The organism is Lentzea sp. NPDC036949, from assembly GCF_055608075.1.
In genome coordinates, this window is the sequence record NZ_JBVJRA010000004.1 from 78,326 (window position 1) to 99,523 (window position 21,198).

A 21,198-nucleotide genomic window follows, 5' to 3' on the forward strand; every position below is an offset into this window, starting at 1 on the left:
ACCACGACACGACCGATTTTCACGTCACCACGTTCGGGTCCCCTGCTCCGGCGTCTGCAAGTACCACCGACAGGGTGGTTGGCAGTACTTGCAGACGCCGTCGAGCGAGGAGGGATCAGTACGTCGGCAGGCTCGGGTCGACCTCGCGGGCCCACGCCAGCACACCGCCGCCGACGTGCACGGCGTCGGAGAAACCCGCCTTGTGCAGCGCCGCGAGCGCCTCCGCGGACCGGGCGCCGGACTTGCAGTGCAGCACCAGCGGCTTGTCCTGCGGCAGCTCCGAGAACGCCTCACCCGAAAGGATCTTGTCCTTCGGGATGAGCACCGAGCCCGGGATCTTCACGATCTCGTACTCGTGCGGCTCGCGGACGTCCACCAGCAGGAAGTCCTCGCCGGACTCCTGCTTGTGCTTGAGCTCGAGCGGCGTGATCGTGTTGCCCGCGGCGGCCTGCTGCGCGTCCGTGGACACGACACCGCAGAACGCCTCGTAGTCGATCAGCTCGGTGATCTTCGGCGACTCCGGGTCCTTGCGGATCTTGATGGTCCGGTAGGACATCTCCAGCGCGTCGTAGACCATCAGGCGGCCCAGCAGCGGGTCACCGATGCCCGTGAGCAGCTTGATCGCCTCGGTGACCATGATCGAGCCGATCGACGCGCACAGCACGCCCAGCACGCCGCCCTCGGCGCACGAGGGGACCATGCCGGGAGGCGGCGGCTCCGGGTAGAGGTCGCGGTAGTTGAGGCCCTGACCGTTCGGCGCGTCCTCCCAGAAGACGCTGACCTGGCCCTCGAACCGGAAGATCGAGCCCCACACGTACGGCTTGCCCAGCAGCACCGCGGCGTCGTTCACCAGGTACCGCGTGGCGAAGTTGTCCGTGCCGTCGAGGATCAGGTCGTAGTCGCGGAAGATCTCCAGCGCGTTCTCGGAGTTCAGGTGCGCCTGGTGGAGCACGACCTTGACGAACGGGTTGATCTCCGCGACCGAGTCGCGCGCGGACTCGGCCTTGGGGCGGCCGACGTCGGACTGGCCGTGGATGACCTGGCGCTGCAGGTTCGACTCGTCCACGACGTCGAAGTCGACGACGCCGAGCGTGCCGACCCCGGCCGCGGCCAGGTACAGCAGTGCCGGGCTGCCCAGGCCGCCCGCGCCGACGACGAGCACCTTCGCGTTCTTCAGCCGCTTCTGCCCGTCCACCCCGACGTCCGGGATGATCAGGTGCCGGCTGTAGCGCGCGACTTCTTCCTTGGTCAGCTCCGCGGCTGGCTCAACGAGCGGCGGAAGCGCCATGCTGGTCCTCCTCGACGAATGTCTCCGTGTCCGAGACAACGTCTACCCTGCCTCGACTCTTCCCCGTTGGAAAGCCGTCTCACCCAGCGGGAAACGCGTTCGGCTTGCACACCTTGCCGTCGGCGGGCACCACGTCCAGACCGGCGTTGAGCTGGGCGACGAAGTCGTTCGAGACGCCGAACGTCTGCTGCATCATCACCGGGGCCGGCGCGTCGGTCTCCTGGCAGGCCGCGTGGCCGCTGCCCAGGGCGTGACCGACCTCGTGGTTGATCACGTAGTTGCGGTACCCGGACAGGTCGCGGCTGTAGACCATGGCGCCGCGCACCCAGCGGGCCACGTTGATGATCACGCGCTTGCTCTGGTTGTCGTAGCACGACGTCTCGAACGGGATCTCCTTGCCGCAGATCGCGTGCGTCGTCTTCGTGCTGGTCAGGATGATCGTGAAGTCGGGGTTCTGGTTCGCCTCGACCCGTTGCAGCGCGACCGTCTTCGTGCCGATCCAGCTGCGCGGGTCGGACAGGAAGCCCTCGACCGTGCGCCCGAACGCCGCCGCGTCGTCGTTGTAGTCCGCGGGCCGCACGCCGTCCTCGATGGCGATCGCGTACCGGCGGAACTTGGCCGCGTTCGCCTCGCCGACGCGCGGGCCGCTGCCCGGCACGGCCTTGAACGTGCCGACGCCGTCCTGCGAGAAGTCCGGGCCCGGCGGCAGCTCGGCGGTGGGGATGTTGAGCTGCGGCTTCTGCCCCTGCACCTCGGTCGCGGGCGGCTCGACGGGGTTGACCGGCGTCTCGGCGGCGTTGGTGCCCCCGGCGTCGCCGGTCGGCGTCTTCGGCTGGACCGTGTCGAGCACCACGAGCGCGGTGAGCACGACCAGCACCGGGATCGCGTAGATCCGCCAGCCGTAGTGGGAGACGAGCCGCTTCACGCCACCGGGCCTGCGGGGTCGCTGCAGCCGCCCGGTGCCCTCCGGCTCCCAGGCGGCGGCGAGCGGTTCCGCGCTGGTCCGCCGCGCGCCACGGCGGTAGCGGTCTGCGGGCGGAGCACTTCGTCCTCGCTCGGGGGCGCGATTCACGTCGCCCAGGGTCCCACACCCCCTGTATGGCCGTCGTTCGTCACCACGAGTGCCGGTCGACCGCCTCCCACATGCCCAGCACCGCCCTCGCGACGGTGGCGGGCCGTTCCATCTGGGCGACGTGCCCGGTGTTGGGCAGCACGAGCAGTCGTCCCTTGGGCAGCAGCTGCGCAGTGCGGGGTCCCTTGCGGACGCTGACCAGCCGGTCGTGCTCGCCCCACAGCACCAGCGTCGGCGCCTGGACCTGCGGCAACAACCGCCACAGCGACTTCGCACCCGGCGTGAGCCAGTGCGTCATCAACCCGACGGTGCTGCGGTTGAGCGCCCGGCCGGCCCACCGCTGCCGCGCGCGTTCCTCGTTCTCCGCGATCGACTCCTCGATCCGGTTGTCGGGCACGATGCTCGGGTCCGCGAAGCAGAGCTGGAGCATCTGCCGGGTGCGGTCGTGCGGGGTCAGCTTCGCGAGTTCGCGGCGCACCCTCGCGCCGATGACCGGCAGCACGGCGAGCGCCATCCGCGGGTCGGACATGCGGTCCAGGCGCGGCCGCAGGTCGGGCACGGCCGGCGAGACCAGCGTGAGCGTGCGGACCAGGTCCGGCCTGGTCGCGGCGACGATGACCGAGATCGCACCGCCCATGGAGTTGCCGAACAGGTGCGCGGGCTCGCCGCGGGTCTCCAGGTAGCCGATGACCGTGCGGGCGTGCGTGGCGAGGCTGAAGTCGTAGCCGGGGATCGGCTCCGACCGCCCGAAACCGGGCAGGTCGATCGAGGAGCCGCTGACGTGGTCCCGCAGCTGCGCCGCGAGGTCCGTCCAGTTGGTCGCGCTCCCACCGAGCCCGTGCACGTAGACCGCGGGCGGCCCGTTCCCCGGCGTGACCCTGACGTGCACCTCGTGGTCGTCGATCCGGCAGAACTCACCCGGCCAGGGCGTCTGGTCGGTGTCCAGCGGCGGCAGCTCGGCCGTGGACAGCGGGGCGGGGATCAGCGTGCTCATCTCCCCAGGATGCGGGAACCGGGCGGGAGATGGTTCCCTCAAGTGGGCTACCAGCGAGTAAGGTTGGCCACGCCGCGGTCGGCCGGCGCTCGACCCGACGGCAGTGATGACCAGTGCTGGAGGCACCATGACGGAGACGGCGCAGAGCGCACCCGCAGGCAGGGGCGTTCGACTGCCGCGCACCGCACGCCGCGCGCAACTGCTGGCAGCGGCGCAGGACGTGTTCGTCACCAACGGCTACCACGCCGCGGCGATGGACGAGATCGCGGAACGCGCGGGCGTGTCCAAGCCGGTGCTGTACCAGCACTTCCCGGGCAAGCTGGAGCTGTACATGGCCCTGCTCGAGTCCCACGTGGACGAGCTGGTCGGCCGCGTGCGCACCGCCATCGGCTCCACGACGGACAACAAGCTCCGCGTCCGCGCCGCCGTGGCCGCGTTCTACGACTTCGTCGACGGCGAGGGCCAGGCCTTCCGCATGGTCTTCGAGTCGGACCTGCGCTCCGAACCGGCGGTCCAGTCCGCGGTCGAACGCGCCACCACCGACTCGGTCGACGCCATCACGGACACCATCACGGCCGACGCGGGCCTCGACCCGGAGCGCGCACGGCTGCTGGCCGTGGGTCTCGTCGGGTTGTCGCAGGTCACAGCCCGGTCGTGGCTCGCGGACAACCGCCGGGTGCCGAAGGAGGACGCGGTGGCGTTGATCTCCAACCTGGCGTGGCGCGGGATCGGTGGCGGGTTCCCGCTGCAGCACTGACGTGACACCGAACGGCCCCTCACCCACGCGGGCGAGGGGCCGTTCGACCGAGCGCGAAGCTCACATCAGCGCGGCGATGCGTCTCGCCACGTCCTCCGACCGTTCCAGCGGCAGCATGTGCCCGGTCTTCGGGTAGATCACGAACTCCGCCGACGGCAGCGCCTCGGCGATGGCCCGCGCGTGCCGCATCGGCGTCAGCAGGTCCCAGGCCCCGGCCATCACCACGGTCGGCACGGACGACAGCACCGCGAGCGCTTCCCGGCGCTGGTGCCGGGTGAGCTCCTCGCGGAGGCCGACGAACGCGGTCCCGGTCGTGTTCCCCGCCATGGCCGCGGCGGCGCGCACGTCGGACCACCGGGGACGGCGCCCGAAGGTCACGCGCAGACCAGGCGCGAGCACGCGGCCGAACCCGATCTTCGGGCGTGTGACCAGCCACTTCGCCGCCAAGCGCTCGACGGCGCTCACCGCGGGGAGGTTCCCGCACGACGTGGCGATCAGCGCCACCCCCGTGACGCGCGCGAACAGTTCTGGGTGGGACTCGGCGAGCGCCATGATGGTCATGCCGCCCAGCGAGTGGCCGGCCAGCACGATCCGGCCCGTGGGGGCGTGCTCCGCCAGCACGGCGGCGAGGTCGTCGGCCAGTTCCGCCAGGGTCGGGGACGGGCCCTCGCCGGGGGAACGGCCGTGGCCGCGCACGTCGTAGCGGACGACCCGGCCCGGCAACGCCCCGGCGACGCGGTCCCACGTCGTGAGGTCCATGGTCCAGCCGTGCAGCAGGACGGCGGTCACGCCGGCGGACGAGGGCCCCGACGTGACGACGTTCAGGCGATCAAGAACGAGCGGCGCCACGAGCGCATCCCCGGCTTTCCGACGAGTCCGGCCTCCTGCAGGAACGACATGATCCGCTCACCGGACCAGCGGATGGTCTCCTGGAAGCGGGGGTTGGCGAGCGCCTGGCGGCGGGCCTCGCGCACGTCCAGGCCCACGGCCGCGTAGACGTCCGGGTTGACGATCGTGCGGGTGATCATCATCGAGACGTAGCCGATGAGCCACTTCTGGTACGGCTTCTCGAAGCCGCGCAGGCCCTCCATGCCGCGCAGCAGCTCCTCGCGGGCGAACCGGACGTGGCGGGCCTCCTCCAGCACGTGGATGCGGTTCACCATCCGCACGAGCGGCTGCACGGTCTCGTCGTTCATCGCCTCGCGCTGCAGGCGGTCGAGGATCTCCTCGGCGACCAGGATCGAGCCGTACATCGCGGGGCCGTAGCCGATCGCCGGCAGCAGCTTGCCCAGGCGGTGGGTGTGCTTGACCGGGCCGTACGGCGGGCAGCCGACGCGTTCGACCAGGCGCGCGAACATCGTGGAGTGGCGGCACTCGTCGGCCACCTCGGTCAGGGCGTACTGGGCGTGCCGGGTCGTGGGGTCGGAGTTGTAGACGACCTTCACCAGCATCTGCATCAGCAGCAGCTCGAACCACAGGCCGACGGACGCGATCGAGGCCAGCTCGTGCTTCGAGAGCTCGATGCGCTGCTCGTGCGTCAGCGAGTCGTACAGGGGTGTGCCGTAGAGCGAGATGCGCTGCTCAGGGATGTAGAAGAGACCGTCGACCAGCGGTGCGGACCAGTCGATGTCCACCTCCGGGTCGTAGAACTTCTCCGCGGACGACTTCAGCAGCCTCTCCGCCGTCTTCTCCCGATCGGCGACCCTCATCGGTTGCCCTCCCCGGTAAGTGTTACTTGAGGTAACGGTTACTTCTGGTAGCGTGCGTCACATGGCACGCACTGTCAAGGGGCCGGACGCGCGACGTGAGCGGTGGAAGGGGCATCGCGAGCAGCGCAGGGCGGAGTTCGTGGAGGCCACGATCGCCGTCGTGGCCAAGAAGGGCCCCGACGTCGGCATGGAGGACGTCGCCGCGGAGGCGGGCGTCAGCAAGCCCGTGCTGTACCGGCACTTCACCGACAAGTCGGACCTGTACCTCGCGGTCGGCCAGAAGGCCACCGAGCTGCTGATGGAGCGGATGGGGCCCGCGCTCGCCGCCGACGGCCCGATCCGCGCCCGCATCGAGCGGATCGTCGACGCCTACCTGTCGGTCATCGAGGAGAACCCGAACCTCTACCGGTTCGTCGTCAAGGGCTCGTTCGTGGACCGCCCGGTGGAGAAGGACGTCGCGCAGGAGGACAAGAACCTCATCGCCGCGACGCTGGCCCGAATCCTCGGCGACTACCTGCGCGCGTTCGACATGGACTCCGGCGGTGCCGAGCCGTGGGCGCACGGCCTCGTCGGCATGGTGCAGAACGCGGGCGACTGGTGGCTCGAACGGCAGACCATGTCCCGCGCGAACCTCAGCGACTACCTCGCCACGATCATCTGGCACGCCATCGACGGCCTGCTGCGCGCGGGCGGCATCCAGATCGACCCCGAACAGCCCCTCACCCAGCTGCGATTGGTGGACTGATGAGCGAGCACGACCACGACGAAGAGGGTTACACCGGCGCGGCCACGCTCGTCTTCGGGGAGGAGGAGGTCGCGGTCGAGGTCGAGCTGCGCGGCTACTTCCAGCCGATCGACGGCCGCTACCACTGGTACGGCCGCGTGAAGAAGAACGACGAGGTCACGAACCGGGTCGAAGCGGGCGCGCGGACCGCGCTGCTGCGCACCCCCACCGGGCAGGCGGAGGGGACGCTCACCGACCAGGACCCGTGGGGCCGGTACCGGGTCGGCGGCACCTCCACGCCGCCCTACCGGGTCGAAGAGCCCGCCGGGCACTGACGCCGAACAGCGAGAAGGGCCCCGGTCGCGATGACCGGGGCCCTTCTCGTCGACCGTGCTTCAGGCGCCGAACCCGACCTTGCGCGAGTCCTGCGGGCCGATCTCCACGTACGCGACGCGGCCAGCGGGCACGACGAACCGCGCACCCTTGGCGTCCACCAGCGACAGCACGCTGGACTTGCCGGACACCGCGTCCGCCACCAGAGCCTCGACCTCGGACGGGTTGAGCTCACTGGTCACGACGAGTTCCCGCGGGCTGTCCGCGACGCCGATCCTGACCTCCACGCTGACCTCCGTGCTCAAGAGAAAAATCTACGGCCGAGCCTACCTAGCCCAGACCCAGCTGCGTCATGCGCCGCGCGTGCGACTGCTGGAGACGGCGGAACAGCTGACCGATCCCAGCGAGGTCCCCCGACCCCCTGATGATCAGCTCCGAGAGCCCGTCCCGCTCCGCCACCACGTACTGGGCCTGCGTCAACGCCTCTCCGAGCAGCCGGCGGCCCCACAGCGCGAGCCGGTCGCGCACCCGCGGATCCGACTCCACGGCGGCCCGGACTTCGCGCTCAGCGAACGCCGAGTGACCCGTGTCGGCGAGCACGGCGAGCACCAGCTCGCGGGTCGGCTCGTCGTCGAGCCACGCCGCGACCTCGCGGTAGAAGTCCGCGGCGAGGCCGTCGCCCACGTACGCCTTCACCAGCGACTCCAGCCACGACTTGGGGCTCGTCGACTCGTGGAAGGCGTCGAACCCGGTGACGAACGGCGCCATCGCGTCCTCGACCCTGAGGTCGTGCTCGGCCAGGTGCTTCTGCAGCAACGTGAAGTGCCCGATCTCCGCGGCGGCCATCTGCGCGAGCGCGGCACGCCCGGACAGCGTCGGCGCCGAGCGGGAGTCCTCCGTCATCCGGTCGAAGGCGGAGAGCTCGCCGTAGGCCAGCGCTCCAAGAAGATCAACAACACCCTCCGCAACACCCATGGCCCGAACTCTAGTGGCGCGACCGGTGCCCACCGCCCGTCACGCCGCCCGTCACGCGCTCGGCCTGCTCCGAACACACCCGCCGCGTGCCCCCAGCACGTGCTCGTCAGGCGTGGGAGCGGTCCCGGCGGGCCCCGGTGCCGGTCGTGTTCGGCGTAGCAGGTGGTCAAAGGCGTCTTTCCAGGTAGAATGTGCAACAGGCGCCCGGCGTGACGAGTGTGACGACCACGCTGTGACCCCTGTCGTTCCTGGGCAGGCGCCGCGAATGGGTGCGTGCACACCTTTCCCGCAGCTCCATCGGAGAGCGCGGTCGAGAGGCCCGGCCAGGGCTGAGTGCGCGCTGGTACGAGAGAGGCTGATCACCCTGACCGCTGAAGTAGAAGCACATCTGGACCCGGTTCTCCTGGAGCACAGCGAGACCGTCCCCGTCGAAGACACGTCGCACCCGCTGCAGGCCGACGCCCCGGTGCGCACCGACTCCCCCACGTTCGCCGAGCTCGGCGTGCGCGACGAGATCGTCAAGGCGCTCGGCGAGGCCGGCATCGAGCGCACGTTCGCCATCCAGGAGCTGACGCTCCCCATCGCGCTCGCCGGTGACGACGTCATCGGTCAGGCGCGCACCGGCACCGGCAAGACCCTCGGGTTCGGCGTGCCGCTGCTGCACCGCCTCGACACGCCCGGCGACGGCACCCCGCAGGCCCTCGTGGTCGTCCCCACCCGTGAGCTGTGTCTCCAGGTGACGCAGGACCTCACCGCCGCGGCGAAGCACCTGGGCGTGCGCGTGACCGCGATCTACGGCGGCATCCCCTACGAGCGGCAGATCGCACAGCTGCGCAAGGGCGTCGACGTGGTCATCGGCACGCCGGGCCGCCTGCTCGACCTGGCCGAACAGCGCCACCTGGTGCTCGGCAAGGTCGGGATGCTGGTGCTCGACGAGGCCGACGAGATGCTCGACCTGGGGTTCCTCCCCGACATCGAGCGCATCCTGAACATGGTCCCCGACCAGCGCCAGACGATGCTGTTCAGCGCGACCATGCCGGGCCCGATCATCACGCTGGCCCGCACGTTCCTGACGCAGCCGACGCACATCCGCGCCGAGGAGAACGACGCCGGTCAGACGCACGAGCGCACCAAGCAGTTCGTGTACCGGGCGCACTCGATGGACAAGCCGGAGATGCTGGCCCGCGTGCTGCAGGCGCGCGACCGCGGCCTGTCGATGATCTTCGCGCGGACCAAGCGGACCGCCCAGAAGGTCGCCGACGACCTGACCGAGCGCGGGTTCGCCGCGGCCGCCGTGCACGGTGACCTGGGCCAAGGTGCGCGCGAGAAGGCGCTGCGGGCGTTCCGCAGCGGCAAGGTCGACGTGCTGGTGGCCACCGACGTCGCCGCCCGCGGCATCGACATCGACGACGTGACGCACGTCATCAACTACCAGTGCCCCGAGGACGAGAAGACCTACGTCCACCGCATCGGCCGCACGGGTCGCGCCGGTCGCGAGGGTGTCGCCGTCACGTTCGTCGACTGGGACGAGACCGCGCGCTGGAAGTCGGTCAACGACCTGCTGAACCTGGGCCAGGACGAGCCGCTGGAGACCTACTCCACGAGCGACCACCTGTTCGCGGACCTGGGCATCCCGTCCGGTTCCACGGGCCGGCTGCCGCTCAGCCACCGCACGCGGGCCGGTCTGGACGCCGAGGAGGAGGAGAAGCTCGACGACGGCAAGCGCAAGCGCCGTCGCCGCACCGGCACCAAGGGCGCGGGCGAGCAGGCCGCACCCGAGGCGGCCGAGGAGACCAGGCCGAAGCGGTCCCGGTCGCGCACCCGCAGCCGCGGTGGCGTGTCGCTCGCGGGCGAGCAGACCGAGGCGCAGGCACCCGCCGAGGCCGCCGAGAGCTCCGCGTCGGACAAGCCGCGCCGGCGCCGTCGTCGTCGAACCTCTGCCGAACAGGCCGCTCCTTCGGCAGACTGATCACCATGTCCACCCCCGGTTCCGACGTCACCGATGTCGAGGACGTCCTCGACGAGCCCGAGCACGACCCGGCGCCCGTCGAGGAACGTCCGCGTGCCAGGTCCTGGCGCACCCGCGCCGACTTCGTCGCGGTCGCGCTGATCGCGGTCGCCGCGGTTGTCGCGTCCGTGCTGACCTGGGCGTTCAGTGATGCACGGGCCACGACGTCGGTCACCGGGCCGTCCACCTGGCCGCAGCTGCCCGAGGTGGCCGCCCTGCCGCCGACGCTCGGCGAGGTCTGGCGCGCGAAGAGCGGTGCGACGCCGTGGCCGGTGGTCGTCCAGACCCAGCTCAAGGAGACGGGCGAGGAGAAGCCGTCGACGGTCGTGACCGGCGACGGCGGCGAGGTCACCGGGCGCGACCCGCTGACGGGTGACGCGCGCTGGAGCTACACCCGTGACCTGCCGCTGTGCGTGGTGGGCACGGGCTGGGGCCGCGCGATGGCGCTGTACTCCAAGGGCACCAACTGCTCCGAGCTCACCTCGCTCGACGGGGTGAGCGGTGAGCGGAAGGCGCAGCGCACGGGTGACGCCGAACCGGGTGCCGCGCTGCTGAACGAGGGCTCGCACCTCATCACGACCGGCGACCGGTTCGTCGAGGTCTACCGCCGCGACGACCTGGTGCGCTCGATGGAGTACGGCGCGCTGCGGGCGATCGTGAACCCGGGCAAGCAGCCGCGGGTCGGCTGCTCCTACGGCTCGATGGCCGTCACGTCCGGCCGGGTGGCGCTGGTGGAGCGCTGCCCGGACGACGGCTCCGACCGGATCACGGTCCTCAAGCCGAACCCGGACAAGTCCGACGAGCCCAAGGTGTTCGCGAGCGTGCTGACCGGCGGCAAGAACGCCCAGGTCGTCGCCGTCACCGACCGGCTGGTCGCGGTCGCGCTGCCCGACCCGGGCCGCATCGTCGTGTTCGACGCCGAGACCGGCTCGCAGGTCTCCGAGGCGCCGGTCGACCTCCCCTCCACCGACTTCACCGACCCGCCGCGCCACGTGGCGCGGTCGTTCACGACGGCCACGAACGTGTTCTGGTTCAGCGGCTCCAAGACGGTCGCGCTGGCGCAGGACTCGCTCACTCCACAGTGGACCGCGGACGCCACGTCCGGTGCCGGCACCACGCTCGCGGGGCGCGCGTTGGTCCCGGTGCGCGAGGGCCTGCGGGTGTACGAGCAGGCCACGGGCGCACTGGTCGGCACGATCCGGGTGAACCGCGACGGCTGGACCGGCCCTGTGCAGCTCGCCACAGCCGGACCCGTGGTCCTCGAGCAGCGTGGCGAAACCCTGGTGGCGCTGCGATAGTTCGTGAGGTGTACTCGCAGATCAGCCCGCACCGGGCAGCACGCGTCGACCTCCCCGGCCGCTACGGCACGATCGCGGCGTTGCGCGCGCCGGCGGTCGACGACGCGCTGCGGGTGACGGCACTGCTGGTGCCGGGGTACACGGGGTCCAAAGAGGACTTCTGCCCGATCCTCGACCCCATCGCGGACGCCGGGTTCGAGGTGGTCGCCATCGACCTGCCCGGCCAGCAGGACTCCGCCGGTCCCGACGACGAGGCGCTGTACCGGCCGGGCCCGCTGGGCGCGGTCGTGGCGGAGCTGGTCGAGAAGATCGCCGCGGAGGGCCGCCGGGTGCTGCTGCTCGGCCACTCCTACGGCGGTCTGGTGGCGCGCGCGGCGGTGTTCGCGGGCGCACCGGTCGCGGGGCTCACGCTGATGTCGTCCGGTCCGGCCGAACTGCCCGCCGGGGAACGCCGTTCGGTGCTGGAGGTCGGCGAGCACGTGCTGGCCGAGCAGGGCGTCGAGGGCACGCAGCGGCTGAACGAGCTGCGGTCGTCGCGGAACCCGGCGTGGGCCGCGCTGCCGCAGGAGCTGAAGGACTTCTACCGCAACCGCTTCCTCAGGTCGCCGGCCGCCGCGTTGCTCGGCATGGGCAACGGGCTGCGTTCCGAACCGGACCAGGTCGCGAAGCTGTCGCGGGCGCTGCGGTCGTCCGGTGTGCCGGCGCTGGTGGTGTGCGGTGACGCCGACGACGCGTGGAGCCCGGCCGTCCAGCGGGACATGGCCGAGCGGCTGGACGCGGACTTCGCGGTGCTGCCGGGCGTGATGCACTCCCCGAACACCGAGGCACCGCACGAGCTCATCGCCACGCTGCTGCCGACCTGGCGGGCCTGGCTGGCCCCGTGACGAGCACAAGGCCAGCCGGAACGCGCGGTCGGTGGCCGTCACGTCGAGCGTGACGGTCTCGAACCCACCGGAGCAGACCGGGCCCTCGCGGCAGGTGCCGCCGCTCGCGATGCCGCCGAGAGGACGAACGCGAGCAGCGCCGCCCAGTCCGCGCACCCGCCGTGCTCCTCGCCGACGCTCAAGCTCTCAGGCCCGAGCCCAGCCCCCTACGCCCACCAGAACGTCCACAGCGTCGCCCCCGACACCGCCAGCACCGCGAGCGAGGCCACCGGTGCGCGCCAGTCGGCGTAGCGGTCGGCCACGATCTGGCCCGCGATGACGAGCACCGCGGCCACCACGTGCGCGGTCACCGAGAGTCCGCCGGGGCCCGGCAGGTCGCGGGAGTTCGCGTAGAACTGGACGCCGATGTTCCCCAGGGCGAGCAGCACCAGGCCCACCGCGAGCACCCCGCTCACGGCGCGCAGGACTCCGCTCATCCGCGCCGGCCGCTTTGCTTCGACTTCCACCTCAGCCACCCTACGGGTCCCCGATCACCCGCGGCCGGAGGGCCGCCGGCGGTCTCACGGCGCCAGCAGCGACCACGGCTCGATGGCCGGTGCCGCCGCCTGCCCCTCCGGGCAGCTGCGCCGGAAGTCGCACCACTGGCACTGCCTTCCGGTCTGCGGCGGGAACAGGACGTCCTCGTCACCGCCCGCCTTCAACGTCTCCGCGGCCAGGTCGATCTCGTCCGCCGCCTCCTCGGCCCGCCGCACGTGCCGGGCCAGCGACTCCTCCGTGTGCTCCCACACCGCCACCGACCCCGACGGCAGGTGGTGCAGCTCGACGCGGCGGCACGGCTTGCGCAGCGTGCGGCGCGCGGCCAGCGCGTACAGCGCCAGCGCCTGCGAGCCGCGGGCGTCGTCGGCGTCCAGGACGTGCCGCCCGGTCTTGTAGTCGACGATCACCAGCTCGCCGTCGCGGTGGTCGATCCGGTCGACCCGCCCCTCGGCCACGATCCGCTCGGTCGGCGACGACACCCACCGCTCCACGCCCAGCGGCTCGAAGTCGACGTCCAGCCCCGCCACGTAGTCGTGCACCCACCCGCCGGCGCGGGCCCGGTACTCAGCGGCCTGCTCGGCGTCGCGGAAGCCCTCCGACTTCCACTGCCGGTTCACCAGCGCCACGGCCTGGTCCGGCGTGCGCTTCTCGGCGGGCAGGTCGAACAACGCCTTCAACGCGTTGTGCACGACCGCGCCGAGCGTGTTGTGCGCCCAGGCCCCGCCCCTCGGTGGAGTGGGCCGGTCCAGGTACGTCATCCGGTAACGGCGCCGGCAGCTCGTCCACGTCGAGAGCTTCGCGGGCGTGACGCGCACGAGCCGGCGTGGTGCCGCGGTGCCGAAGTCGAAGCCGAGTTGTTCCACCCCAACCAAGTTACTCAGTCACCCTGACATTTTTGGATTGCCCCTGCTTCGCGGGCGGCGGTGCGTTCGCGGAAGATGAACGGCATGGAGATCTGGCACAACCCGCGCTGCTCCAAGAGCCGCGCCGCCAAGCAGCGCCTCGACGACGAGGGCGTCGAGTACACCGAACGCCGCTACCTCGACGACGCCCCCACCGCGGAGGAGCTCGACCACGTCCTCACGCTGCTGGGCAAGGAGCCGTGGGAGATCGCGCGCACCAAGGAACCGGCCTACCCCGCCACCCTGGAGCACGACCGCGTGAAGTGGATCGAGCACATGGTCGCCAACCCGAGCCTGATCGAGCGCCCGATCCTCATCGACGGCGACAAGGCGCACATCGAACGGTAGAAGCGCTAGACGCCCGACGTGATGAAACCCTGCACGGACGACGCGACGAGCTGCACGGCGATCGCGGCCAGCAGCAGACCGGCGATCTTGGCCATCAGCAGGATTCCGCTCTCCTTGAACACCTTGATCAGCAGCCCGGCCGACCGCAGCGTCCCGAGCAGCACGAGGTGGACGGCCACGATCGCCGCGGCCAGCGCCAGGTAGGAGCCCACCGCCCCGTCGGCCTGCCGGACGAACACGATGGTCGCCGCGATCGCACCCGGCCCGGCCAGCAGCGGCGTGCCCAGCGGCACCAGGGCGATGTTGACGTCCTCGACCTCGGGGTGGTTCGTCGCGCCCTTGCCGGTGAGCAGGTCGAGTGCGATGAGCAGCAACAGCAGCCCGCCCGCGCCCTGCAGGGCGGGGATGCCGATGTGCATGTAGGCCAGGATCGAGTTGCCCGCGACGGCGAACAGCGTGATCACCAGGAACGACACCAGCACGCCCTGCCGTGCGGCGCGTTTGCGGGCGTCGCGAGACTTGCGGCCGACCAGCCCCAGGAACACCGGCACGGTGCCGGGCGGGTCCATGATCACCAGCAGCGTGATCGTGGCCTCGATGAAGAGCCGCACGTTGAACACGAGTCACCTACCCCACGAGGATCTTGCCGCCCGTCGCCCGTTCGGCCAGAGCATCCAGCACCTCCGGCGCCGTCGTCTCCGCGCCGAGCCGGACGGTCTTGTTCGTGCCGTGGTAGTCACTCGACCCGGTGACGAGCAGCCCCAGTGACCCGGCCAGCGACCGCAGCGCCGCCCGCGTCTCCTGGTCGTGGTCGGGGTGGTCGACCTCGACACCGGTCAGGCCGATCGAGGCCAGCCACTCGACCACCGAGGGCGCCACGACCGGGCCGCGCGACCGGGCGAAGGGGTGGGCCAGCACTGTCACGCCGCCCGCCTCGGTGATCATCTCGATCGCGCGCTCGACGGGGGTGTCCGTGCGGCCCACGTAGTAGGCGCCGCCGGTGAGGAACGTCGCGAACGCCTCGTCGACCGACGCCACGACCCCGGCGCGGATCAGCGCCTGCGCGAGGTGCGGGCGACCGGCCGGCGCGTCGAACGGCAGCCGCTGCATCAGGTCGACCGGGTCGACCGGGAAGCCGTCGGCCTGCATCATCTCGGCCATCTTCTGCAGCCGCTGCCTGCGCTCCTGGCGCAGCCGCGACTGCTCGACCATCAACGCCGCGTGCGTCGGGTCGTAGAGGTAGGCCAGCAGGTGGACCGTGATCGTGCGGCCGTAGCCGTCAGGGCACTCGCACGACAGCTCGGCGCCGCGCACCAGCCGCAGGCCGGGTGGCAGCGCCGCCGTGGCCTCCGCCCAGCCGGCCGAGGTGTCGTGGTCGGTGATGGCCACCGCGTCGAGCCCGGCTCTGGCCGCCGCCCTCACCAGCTCGGCGGGGCTGTCGGTGCCGTCGGACTCGGACGAATGGGTGTGCAGATCGATGACCACGTCGTCCAGTGTGGACGACGTGGTGCACAGCCCGTGTTACGGGACCATCTTCTTCCCGCGGGCAGCCCGCTGCGCCTTGATCATCGAGAACCGCTCGGCCTGCGCCTTCTTGTCGCCGAAGGTCAGCTCCGAGATGGCGTCGTAGACGTCCTCCGGGTCGGGCAGGAACTCCAGGCGGTTCAACGCCTGGATCTGACCGGCCGACTCGACGATCAGCGTGCCGTAGCCGAACATGCGGCCGGCCACCGTGCGCTCGTAGGTGAGGTCGGTGACCTTGCCGATGGGCATCATCGCGACCTTGGTCTCGAAGACGCCCGACGTCAGCATGAACCGCTTGTCGGTCACGACGATGCGCTCGACCCACCACTCGATGATGAAGTAGGCGAGCCGCAGGAGCACCAGCAGCGCGCCGTACCACAGCACGTTCTGGATCACTCCGGCGTTGGCCGGGAGCAGGTACGAGATCATCATGAAGCCGGCGAGCAGCGCCGCCGCTTCGAGCACGTCCCAGATCAGGTACGACCAGTGCCTGCGCACCCGGATGACCCGACGCTCACTCGACAGCAGGTAGTCGTCTGGATCACGTGGTGCGAACATGCGCTACCAGCCCTTCCTGGTACCAGCCAGTGCCCTGTCTGCCCTGCTCCTGGCCTCCCAGCGGGAGCCGGGGAGCCTAGAACAATTGTCGCACGAAGGTGATCAGGGCCTCAGCCGCAGTGCGGAGCGAGTTGAGGATGTTCTGCACCAGCTGCGCTGCTTGCTGGGGCTCCGCGATGAGGAAGAACAGCAGCAAGGCAATACCGGCGAAAGTGAGGATCTTCTTCAAGTTCACGGTGTCCACCCCGTCCGCGTTCGCACCCGTTTGGCGCCGTTCGTGACCGTTGTACAGCACGACCGATCGCCTTGGGAGATTTGTACCGCAGCTGGGGTAGTCCACCGCACCGCCGTTCCGGTGTGACTACGCTTCGTGATCATGACGGGGAGCAGCGGGGGCATGATCCGGTGTGTCGGCGGCGTCGTGCATGACTCGAACGGGCGACTGCTGCTCGTGCGACGGGCCAACGCACCAGGTGAGGGCCTGTGGTCGACACCGGGTGGGCGCGTGGAGCCGGGTGAGGCGGATGAGGCTGCTGTGACCAGGGAACTGCTGGAGGAGACCGGTTTGGTGGTCACGGTTGGTCACCTCGTCGGCAGCGTCGAGCGACCGGCCCCGAACGGGGTTTTCCTCATCCACGACTACGAGTGCCAGGTCAGGTCGGGTGTGCTCCGAGCGGGCGATGACGCCTCGGAGGTCGCTTGGGTGGACAGTGCGACCTTGGCCACACTTCGGACCGCCGAAGGGCTCGTGGAAACGCTCTCCGGCTGGAACTGCCTGCCCAGGACCTGATCGGGGTTCACACGAACGGGCGGCGGCCTTCAGCGCCAAACGAGACGTTGCCCGTGCGCCTCGGTCGTCGCCAGGGTCGCACTGGAGGGTTCGCCGTCACGCACCCGGATGAGGCGCACCTCACCCTCCTCGTGCGCCGCCCACCAGGAGTCCCTGCCCAAAGTAGACAAAGCGGGCACCAGGTCGAGTCCCGACCCGCTGGTGACGACCACGAGCGGCGCGTCGATCGGGTCGGCCGCCTTCGCGAGGTCGGTCACCGGGTCGCCGGCGACCAGGCGGGGCGGGTTCTTGCGCAACACCCCCGACGCGACGCCGAAGAGCCGCAGCCGCTCCGGCTGGTCGGCCCACACGCAGGCCTCCAGCCACGCGTAGGCGTCCTCGTCGGCCAGGTCGGCGGGCGAGACCCCGATCCCCGCCTTCGCGGCCACCTTGACCGCCTTGGGCAGCTTCGGCAGGACGGCACCGGGCGCGAGCTCCAGCGCGCAGTGCAGGCCCAGCGCGGCCTTGGCGGGCCCGGCGACGACCTGGCCGGCCTCGGCTGTCTGGTAGCGGTAGGAGTACTGGTCGAGCCCGAGCAGCAGGCCCGCGGTCGTGGCGGCCTCGACGAGCCCGATCGGCCCGCCGGCCTGCTTGGCCGCGGCGGCCACCGCCGGGTAGAGCAACGCGGCTCGGCGCACCTCGTTCGTCTGGACCACCTGGGTGGAGACCAACGCGCGCACGCGTTCGGAACGCTCCAGCAGGAAGTCCCGGAAGAGCGGCCACGTGCTCTCGTCCGCGCCGTAGGTGCCGCCCAGCGACGGGTAGTAGTTCGAGAGCCGGTGGAACGGCTCGGCCTGCACGAGCCGGTGCGCCGCCGCCAGGAGGAGCTCGCCCGTGGCGTGCTCCTCGCCGGCGGCGGTCAGCAGGTCGGCGACCTCCGGATCCTCGGCGGCGCGCGACGCGAGGTGCTCGTAGAGCGGCGAGGTCGCCGCCGCCTCCAGGGCGAACTCGCGCAGGCGCTGTCGTGCCAGGTCCAGAGAAGTCACTTCACTACCCCACAATCAGTCCGCCGCAGGTTCAGGGCGCCCGGGCTGCTCGCCACCGCGGGCCTCGCCGTAGGACTGCTTCGGCACCATGACCTTGCGCCTGAAGATGCACACGACCGTGCCGTCCTGCTTGTAGCCGCGAGTTTCCACGTAGACCACGCCCCTGTCGTCCTTCGACTTGGACGGCGTCTTGTCGAGCACCTCGGTCTCACCGTAGATCGTGTCGCCGTGGAACGTCGGCTTCACGTGCCGCAGCGACTCGATCTCCAGGTTCGCGATCGCCTTGCCGGAGACGTCGGGCACGGACATGCCCAGCAGCAACGAGTAGACGTAGTTGCCGACGACGACGTTCTTGCCGAAGTCCGTCGTGTTCTCCGCGTAGTTCGCGTCCATGTGGAGCGGGTGGTGATTCATCGTGAGCAGGCAGAAGAGGTGGTCGTCGTATTCCGTCACCGTCTTGCCGGGCCAGTGCTTGTAGACCGCTCCGACCTCGAACTCCTCGTAGTACCGACCGAACTGCACCGCGCCTCCAACTACGTGTGATCGAGATCTGTCCCAGGTGGGGAGACAGTGTTATGGGAGGGGGAGTAGTCTCGGCAACCGGTGTGTGAGGATTTCCACCACCGACGACTTCGCCCCGAGGAGGTGAGGACCCCTAAATGAGCAAGGACCCCCACCCTGCCAGTACCAAGCGCGTCCTCACCGAGGTGGCCCGCTAGATCGTTCCAGTTCTAGGCGGTTCGAGCTTTCCCGGTCAGGACGCCCGTCGTGTTCACGATCTTCGACGACGTGTGGCCCTGGAGGAACTCACCATGCCCAGCCTGCCCTCGATCCGCGGCCGCGGTGCGCAGCAGCGCCCCGCACCGCCGCACATCTCCGTGCCGTTGTCGCACTACGTGGTCGACTGCGCGGTCTACGTCGACGGCAAGCGCCTGCCCGGCCGCTGGACCCACACCGACGCGGTGAAGGAGGTCCGCAAGCGCAAGGACGGGTTCGTCTGGATCGGCCTGCACGAGCCGGACGCCGAGCAGATCGAGGGCATCGCCGAGACGTTCGGGCTGCACGAGCTCGCCGTCGAGGACGCGGTGCACGCGCACCAGCGCCCGAAGCTGGAGCGCTACGACAACACGCTCTTCATGGTCTTCAAGACCGTGCGCTACGTGACGAACGAGTCGCCCGACACCGCCAACGAGATCGTCGAGTCCGGCGAGATCATGGTGTTCCTGGGCAAGGACTTCGTCATCACCGTGCGGCACGGCAACCACTCCGGCCTCTCCCGGCTGCGCCACGTGCTGGAGGACGACCCGGAGCGGCTGGAGATCGGCCCCGCCGCGGTGATGCACGCGATCGCCGACCAGGTCGTCGACAACTACCTCGAGGTCACCGATCACATCGAGGACGACATCGACCGCATGGAGGAGCGGGTCTTCGCGCCGCGCACCGAGGTGAGCGCCGAGCAGATCTACATGTTCAAGCGCGAGGTCGTCGAGCTGCGCCGCGCGGTCATGCCGCTCGCGAACCCGTTGCGGCGCTTGGCGGAGGGCTACACGCCGCTCATCCCCGAGCAGGTGCGGGCGTTCTTCCGCGACGTCGACGACCACCTCACCGAGGTCTCCGAACGCGTCACGGCGTTCGACGAGCTGCTGACCACGCTGGTCGACGCGACGCTCGCGAAGATCACGCTGCAGCAGAACACCGACATGCGCAAGATCACCTCGTGGGTCGCGATCATCTCCGTGCCCACCATGGTCGTCGGCGTGTACGGCATGAACTTCGACTACATGCCCGAGCTCAAGTGGAAGTTCGGCTACCCCCTGGTGATGAGCCTGGTCCTCATCGCCTGCCTGACGCTCTACCGAATACTGCGCCGAAATCGCTGGCTGTGAGTCCTGATTTCGCACGCATTCTTCGTTGTAGAAGGGCCCCGTCATGACCAGGCTGCTGACCAACATCCGGTTCTGGATCCTCGCGTTCCTGCTCTGCTGGATCACCACCGTGTTCGTGCTGATCTCCGGAACGCCCTGACGTGCACGACCGGCTGCGCAACCTGCGCTTCTGGATCCTCGTCTTCGCCGTGGGCTGGCTCGCGATGGTGTTCGTCTCCATCGCGACCTGGTCCGAACCCGGTGAGGACACGCCGGAGGAGCTGGCGGCGGAGGTGACGAGTGCGTTGCGCGCCAACGACTTCCACCGGCTCCAGCCGTTGCTCGCCGTCGGCGGCGAGGACGTGGCGAAGTCGACGGTCGAGCACTTCGCGACCGCGCGCGTGGACGGCGGGTTCTACCGCGACGGCGCCGTCGTCGTGCAGTACACCCGTTACGGCACGCGGTCGGAGTTCACGGCGCCCGTCGAGGAGAGGGACGGCCGGTACGTCGTGAACCTGGTGGTCACTCCCACGGGGTGACGTTCCAGGTGAACGGGATGCCGTGGCCCTCGCCGACGCCCAGGCACAGCGAGATCCCGGCCGGCCAGAGCTTGAGCATCAGCGCGAACCTGTAGTCGATCTCGCGGCGCGGTTCGAACACCAGCAGCGCCAACGGTGCCGTGGGCGTCGCCCTCGCCGCCGCGTCGGCGAGCACGGCCCTGCCCATCGCCCGGTCGGCCGGTGAGACGTACTGCCAGACCACCGAGTGCCACACGACGGTGAGCACGTCGCGTTCGGCGCGGGCCAGCTGCCGCGCGAGCCACTCCGGGCCGGCCGACCGGTCGACCCGCACCGGGTCCGCCGCGGCGAGGTCGAGCGCGGCGCGCAGCCGGTTCCACCGCAGCGGCTGGTCGGCCCAGACGAACGAGCTCAGGTGCAGCCGGCCGTCCTCGGTGGACACGTCGACCGGGTCGAGGTCGCAGCCGGCGCGCCCGACGACGCGCAGCCGGTGGCCGAGGTCGGCGGGCGGGCGGCCGGTCCACTCCGGGTCGAGCACGAGGGTGCTGCCGGGGTCGCCGAGCACCCGGTCCGGCAGCCGGTAGCCGACGTGGTGCGGGCGCAGGTTGAGCCCGCCGCTCGCACCGACCTCCAGCAGCCGCACGCAGAACGGCACGTGCCGGCCCGCCGCCCTGGCCGCCTCCTGCGCCGCGACCAGCAGGCCGCCGTAGAGGGGCGCGCTGCGGCCGGGTTCGTTCGTCTGCACGACCGTGGCGCCGACCCGCCGCCGCAGCAGGTCGGCGTGCTCGTCGAGGGCGGGCAGCGCGTCCTCCCACAGCCGCGGCAGGTCGGGCCGGCCGCCGACGGACGGGTAGTGCTTCGCGAGCGCGGGCGCGCGTCCTTCGAGGACGAGCCGGTGCACGGCGCCCGCGAACCGCAGGCCGGGCACGCTGCCCTCGCGGTCGCGTTCGGCACCGGCCATGACCCGCGCGGTGACGCCGCCGCGCCGGAGGTCCTCGGCGGCGTCGGTGAGGAGTCGCTGGGTCAGCGGACTGCGGTCGCGGCACCCGTGGGCGGCCGCGGCGAACAGCTCGGCAAGCACGCCGTCGA

The 21,198-nt window shown here is 70.6% G+C and carries 26 protein-coding genes; 10 read left to right on the forward strand and 16 right to left on the reverse strand.

Going from position 1 to position 21,198, the window contains the following annotated elements; genetic code table 11:
- Positions 1 to 115: 115 nt before the first annotated feature.
- From moeZ to ACZ7CD_RS12745, 3 genes are all read right to left on the reverse strand, one after another.
- Entirely contained in the window at positions 116 to 1,288 is a 1,173-nt protein-coding gene (gene moeZ, locus ACZ7CD_RS12735; protein ID WP_360386343.1) for an adenylyltransferase/sulfurtransferase MoeZ, read from the reverse strand.
- Between the two features lie 79 nt (positions 1,289 to 1,367).
- Positions 1,368 to 2,360, reverse strand: coding sequence for a DUF3152 domain-containing protein (locus ACZ7CD_RS12740; RefSeq protein WP_470369377.1), 993 nt, complete (start codon positions 2,358 to 2,360; stop codon positions 1,368 to 1,370).
- Between the two features lie 40 nt (positions 2,361 to 2,400).
- The gene (locus tag ACZ7CD_RS12745; protein ID WP_470378931.1) at positions 2,401 to 3,354 is read right to left on the reverse strand and encodes an alpha/beta fold hydrolase; all 954 of its coding nucleotides are present in this window, start codon (positions 3,352 to 3,354) and stop codon (positions 2,401 to 2,403) included.
- Between the two features lie 127 nt (positions 3,355 to 3,481).
- Here ACZ7CD_RS12745 and ACZ7CD_RS12750 point away from each other — a divergent pair, with 127 nt between their 5' ends.
- A complete protein-coding gene (locus ACZ7CD_RS12750; RefSeq protein WP_360386336.1) occupies positions 3,482 to 4,111 on the forward strand; it encodes a TetR/AcrR family transcriptional regulator in 630 nt (209 codons plus the stop codon).
- Positions 4,112 to 4,171: 60 nt separating this feature from the next.
- Here ACZ7CD_RS12750 and ACZ7CD_RS12755 read toward each other — a convergent pair whose 3' ends face one another.
- Both ACZ7CD_RS12755 and ACZ7CD_RS12760 read right to left on the reverse strand, forming a co-directional pair.
- Entirely contained in the window at positions 4,172 to 4,960 is a 789-nt protein-coding gene (locus ACZ7CD_RS12755; RefSeq protein ID WP_470378932.1) for an alpha/beta fold hydrolase, read from the reverse strand.
- Positions 4,933 to 5,820, reverse strand: a complete 888-nt coding sequence (locus ACZ7CD_RS12760) for an AurF N-oxygenase family protein (protein WP_360386331.1) — start codon at positions 5,818 to 5,820, stop codon at positions 4,933 to 4,935. Before ACZ7CD_RS12760 ends, ACZ7CD_RS12755 begins: the two co-directional genes overlap by 28 nt.
- A gap of 61 nt (positions 5,821 to 5,881) precedes the next feature.
- Here ACZ7CD_RS12760 and ACZ7CD_RS12765 point away from each other — a divergent pair, with 61 nt between their 5' ends.
- Together ACZ7CD_RS12765 and ACZ7CD_RS12770 are read left to right on the forward strand one after the other, a co-directional pair.
- Positions 5,882 to 6,565: a TetR/AcrR family transcriptional regulator gene (locus ACZ7CD_RS12765; RefSeq protein WP_360386328.1), complete on the forward strand. Its 684-nt coding sequence runs from the start codon at positions 5,882 to 5,884 to the stop codon at positions 6,563 to 6,565.
- On the forward strand, positions 6,565 to 6,879 hold the full coding sequence (locus tag ACZ7CD_RS12770; protein WP_360386325.1) for a DUF4873 domain-containing protein: 315 nt from the start codon (positions 6,565 to 6,567) through the stop codon (positions 6,877 to 6,879). Before ACZ7CD_RS12765 ends, ACZ7CD_RS12770 begins: the two co-directional genes overlap by 1 nt.
- 60 nt (positions 6,880 to 6,939) lie before the next feature.
- On the opposite strand, the gene ACZ7CD_RS12775 is transcribed toward ACZ7CD_RS12770, so the two are convergent.
- Entirely contained in the window at positions 6,940 to 7,164 is a 225-nt protein-coding gene (locus tag ACZ7CD_RS12775) for a DUF3107 domain-containing protein (protein WP_053739329.1), read from the reverse strand.
- A 43-nt stretch (positions 7,165 to 7,207) separates the two neighbouring features.
- Positions 7,208 to 7,852, reverse strand: coding sequence for a ferritin-like fold-containing protein (locus ACZ7CD_RS12780; RefSeq protein WP_360386323.1), 645 nt, complete (start codon positions 7,850 to 7,852; stop codon positions 7,208 to 7,210).
- A gap of 265 nt (positions 7,853 to 8,117) precedes the next feature.
- Between ACZ7CD_RS12780 and ACZ7CD_RS12785 the strand changes: the two genes are divergently transcribed.
- Genes ACZ7CD_RS12785 through ACZ7CD_RS12795 form a run of 3 tightly spaced genes read left to right on the forward strand, consistent with a single transcriptional unit; the run spans position 8,118 to position 12,042 of the window.
- Positions 8,118 to 9,821, forward strand: coding sequence for a DEAD/DEAH box helicase (locus ACZ7CD_RS12785; RefSeq protein ID WP_360386320.1), 1,704 nt, complete (start codon positions 8,118 to 8,120; stop codon positions 9,819 to 9,821).
- A 5-nt stretch (positions 9,822 to 9,826) separates the two neighbouring features.
- Positions 9,827 to 11,158, forward strand: coding sequence for an Rv3212 family protein (locus ACZ7CD_RS12790; protein WP_360386318.1), 1,332 nt, complete (start codon positions 9,827 to 9,829; stop codon positions 11,156 to 11,158).
- A gap of 8 nt (positions 11,159 to 11,166) precedes the next feature.
- Positions 11,167 to 12,042, forward strand: a complete 876-nt coding sequence (locus ACZ7CD_RS12795; protein WP_360386315.1) for an alpha/beta fold hydrolase — start codon at positions 11,167 to 11,169, stop codon at positions 12,040 to 12,042.
- Positions 12,043 to 12,248: 206 nt separating this feature from the next.
- On the opposite strand, the gene ACZ7CD_RS12800 is transcribed toward ACZ7CD_RS12795, so the two are convergent.
- Both ACZ7CD_RS12800 and ACZ7CD_RS12805 read right to left on the reverse strand, forming a co-directional pair.
- Positions 12,249 to 12,548 carry a hypothetical protein gene (locus ACZ7CD_RS12800; protein WP_360386312.1) on the reverse strand — a complete coding sequence of 100 codons (300 nt, stop codon included), beginning with the start codon at positions 12,546 to 12,548 and terminating at the stop codon, positions 12,249 to 12,251.
- A gap of 54 nt (positions 12,549 to 12,602) precedes the next feature.
- Positions 12,603 to 13,442, reverse strand: a complete 840-nt coding sequence (locus ACZ7CD_RS12805; protein WP_360386310.1) for a RecB family exonuclease — start codon at positions 13,440 to 13,442, stop codon at positions 12,603 to 12,605.
- An 84-nt stretch (positions 13,443 to 13,526) separates the two neighbouring features.
- Between ACZ7CD_RS12805 and ACZ7CD_RS12810 the strand changes: the two genes are divergently transcribed.
- The gene (locus tag ACZ7CD_RS12810) at positions 13,527 to 13,829 is read left to right on the forward strand and encodes an ArsC/Spx/MgsR family protein (protein ID WP_360386308.1); all 303 of its coding nucleotides are present in this window, start codon (positions 13,527 to 13,529) and stop codon (positions 13,827 to 13,829) included.
- Between the two features lie 5 nt (positions 13,830 to 13,834).
- On the opposite strand, the gene ACZ7CD_RS12815 is transcribed toward ACZ7CD_RS12810, so the two are convergent.
- The 4 genes from ACZ7CD_RS12815 to ACZ7CD_RS12830 form a co-directional block, all read right to left on the reverse strand.
- Entirely contained in the window at positions 13,835 to 14,449 is a 615-nt protein-coding gene (locus tag ACZ7CD_RS12815; RefSeq protein WP_360386305.1) for a MarC family protein, read from the reverse strand.
- Between the two features lie 7 nt (positions 14,450 to 14,456).
- On the reverse strand, positions 14,457 to 15,314 hold the full coding sequence (locus ACZ7CD_RS12820; RefSeq protein WP_360386303.1) for a PHP domain-containing protein: 858 nt from the start codon (positions 15,312 to 15,314) through the stop codon (positions 14,457 to 14,459).
- A gap of 36 nt (positions 15,315 to 15,350) precedes the next feature.
- Entirely contained in the window at positions 15,351 to 15,911 is a 561-nt protein-coding gene (locus tag ACZ7CD_RS12825) for a PH domain-containing protein (RefSeq protein WP_360386300.1), read from the reverse strand.
- Positions 15,912 to 15,987: 76 nt separating this feature from the next.
- Complete coding sequence (locus ACZ7CD_RS12830; RefSeq protein WP_170067890.1) at positions 15,988 to 16,146, reverse strand: hypothetical protein; 159 nt, start codon at positions 16,144 to 16,146, stop codon at positions 15,988 to 15,990.
- Between the two features lie 141 nt (positions 16,147 to 16,287).
- Between ACZ7CD_RS12830 and ACZ7CD_RS12835 the strand changes: the two genes are divergently transcribed.
- The gene (locus tag ACZ7CD_RS12835) at positions 16,288 to 16,701 is read left to right on the forward strand and encodes an NUDIX hydrolase (RefSeq protein ID WP_470378933.1); all 414 of its coding nucleotides are present in this window, start codon (positions 16,288 to 16,290) and stop codon (positions 16,699 to 16,701) included.
- Positions 16,702 to 16,730: 29 nt separating this feature from the next.
- Here the strand turns inward: ACZ7CD_RS12835 and ACZ7CD_RS12840 are convergent, their stop codons facing one another.
- Both ACZ7CD_RS12840 and ACZ7CD_RS12845 read right to left on the reverse strand, forming a co-directional pair.
- A complete protein-coding gene (locus ACZ7CD_RS12840; protein WP_470369385.1) occupies positions 16,731 to 17,726 on the reverse strand; it encodes a DUF2332 domain-containing protein in 996 nt (331 codons plus the stop codon).
- 15 nt (positions 17,727 to 17,741) lie between these two features.
- Complete coding sequence (locus tag ACZ7CD_RS12845) at positions 17,742 to 18,248, reverse strand: MaoC family dehydratase (protein WP_360386292.1); 507 nt, start codon at positions 18,246 to 18,248, stop codon at positions 17,742 to 17,744.
- Between the two features lie 290 nt (positions 18,249 to 18,538).
- On the opposite strand from ACZ7CD_RS12845, the gene corA reads away from it, so the two are divergent.
- Entirely contained in the window at positions 18,539 to 19,612 is a 1,074-nt protein-coding gene (gene corA / locus ACZ7CD_RS12850; protein WP_360386290.1) for a magnesium/cobalt transporter CorA, read from the forward strand.
- Positions 19,613 to 19,752: 140 nt separating this feature from the next.
- Positions 19,753 to 20,130 carry a hypothetical protein gene (locus tag ACZ7CD_RS12855; RefSeq protein WP_470378934.1) on the forward strand — a complete coding sequence of 126 codons (378 nt, stop codon included), beginning with the start codon at positions 19,753 to 19,755 and terminating at the stop codon, positions 20,128 to 20,130.
- On the opposite strand, the gene ACZ7CD_RS12860 is transcribed toward ACZ7CD_RS12855, so the two are convergent.
- A complete protein-coding gene (locus ACZ7CD_RS12860; protein ID WP_470378935.1) occupies positions 20,114 to 21,190 on the reverse strand; it encodes a DUF2332 domain-containing protein in 1,077 nt (358 codons plus the stop codon). The two genes, ACZ7CD_RS12855 and ACZ7CD_RS12860, sit on opposite strands and share 17 nt — an antisense overlap.
- Positions 21,191 to 21,198 lie beyond the last annotated feature (8 nt).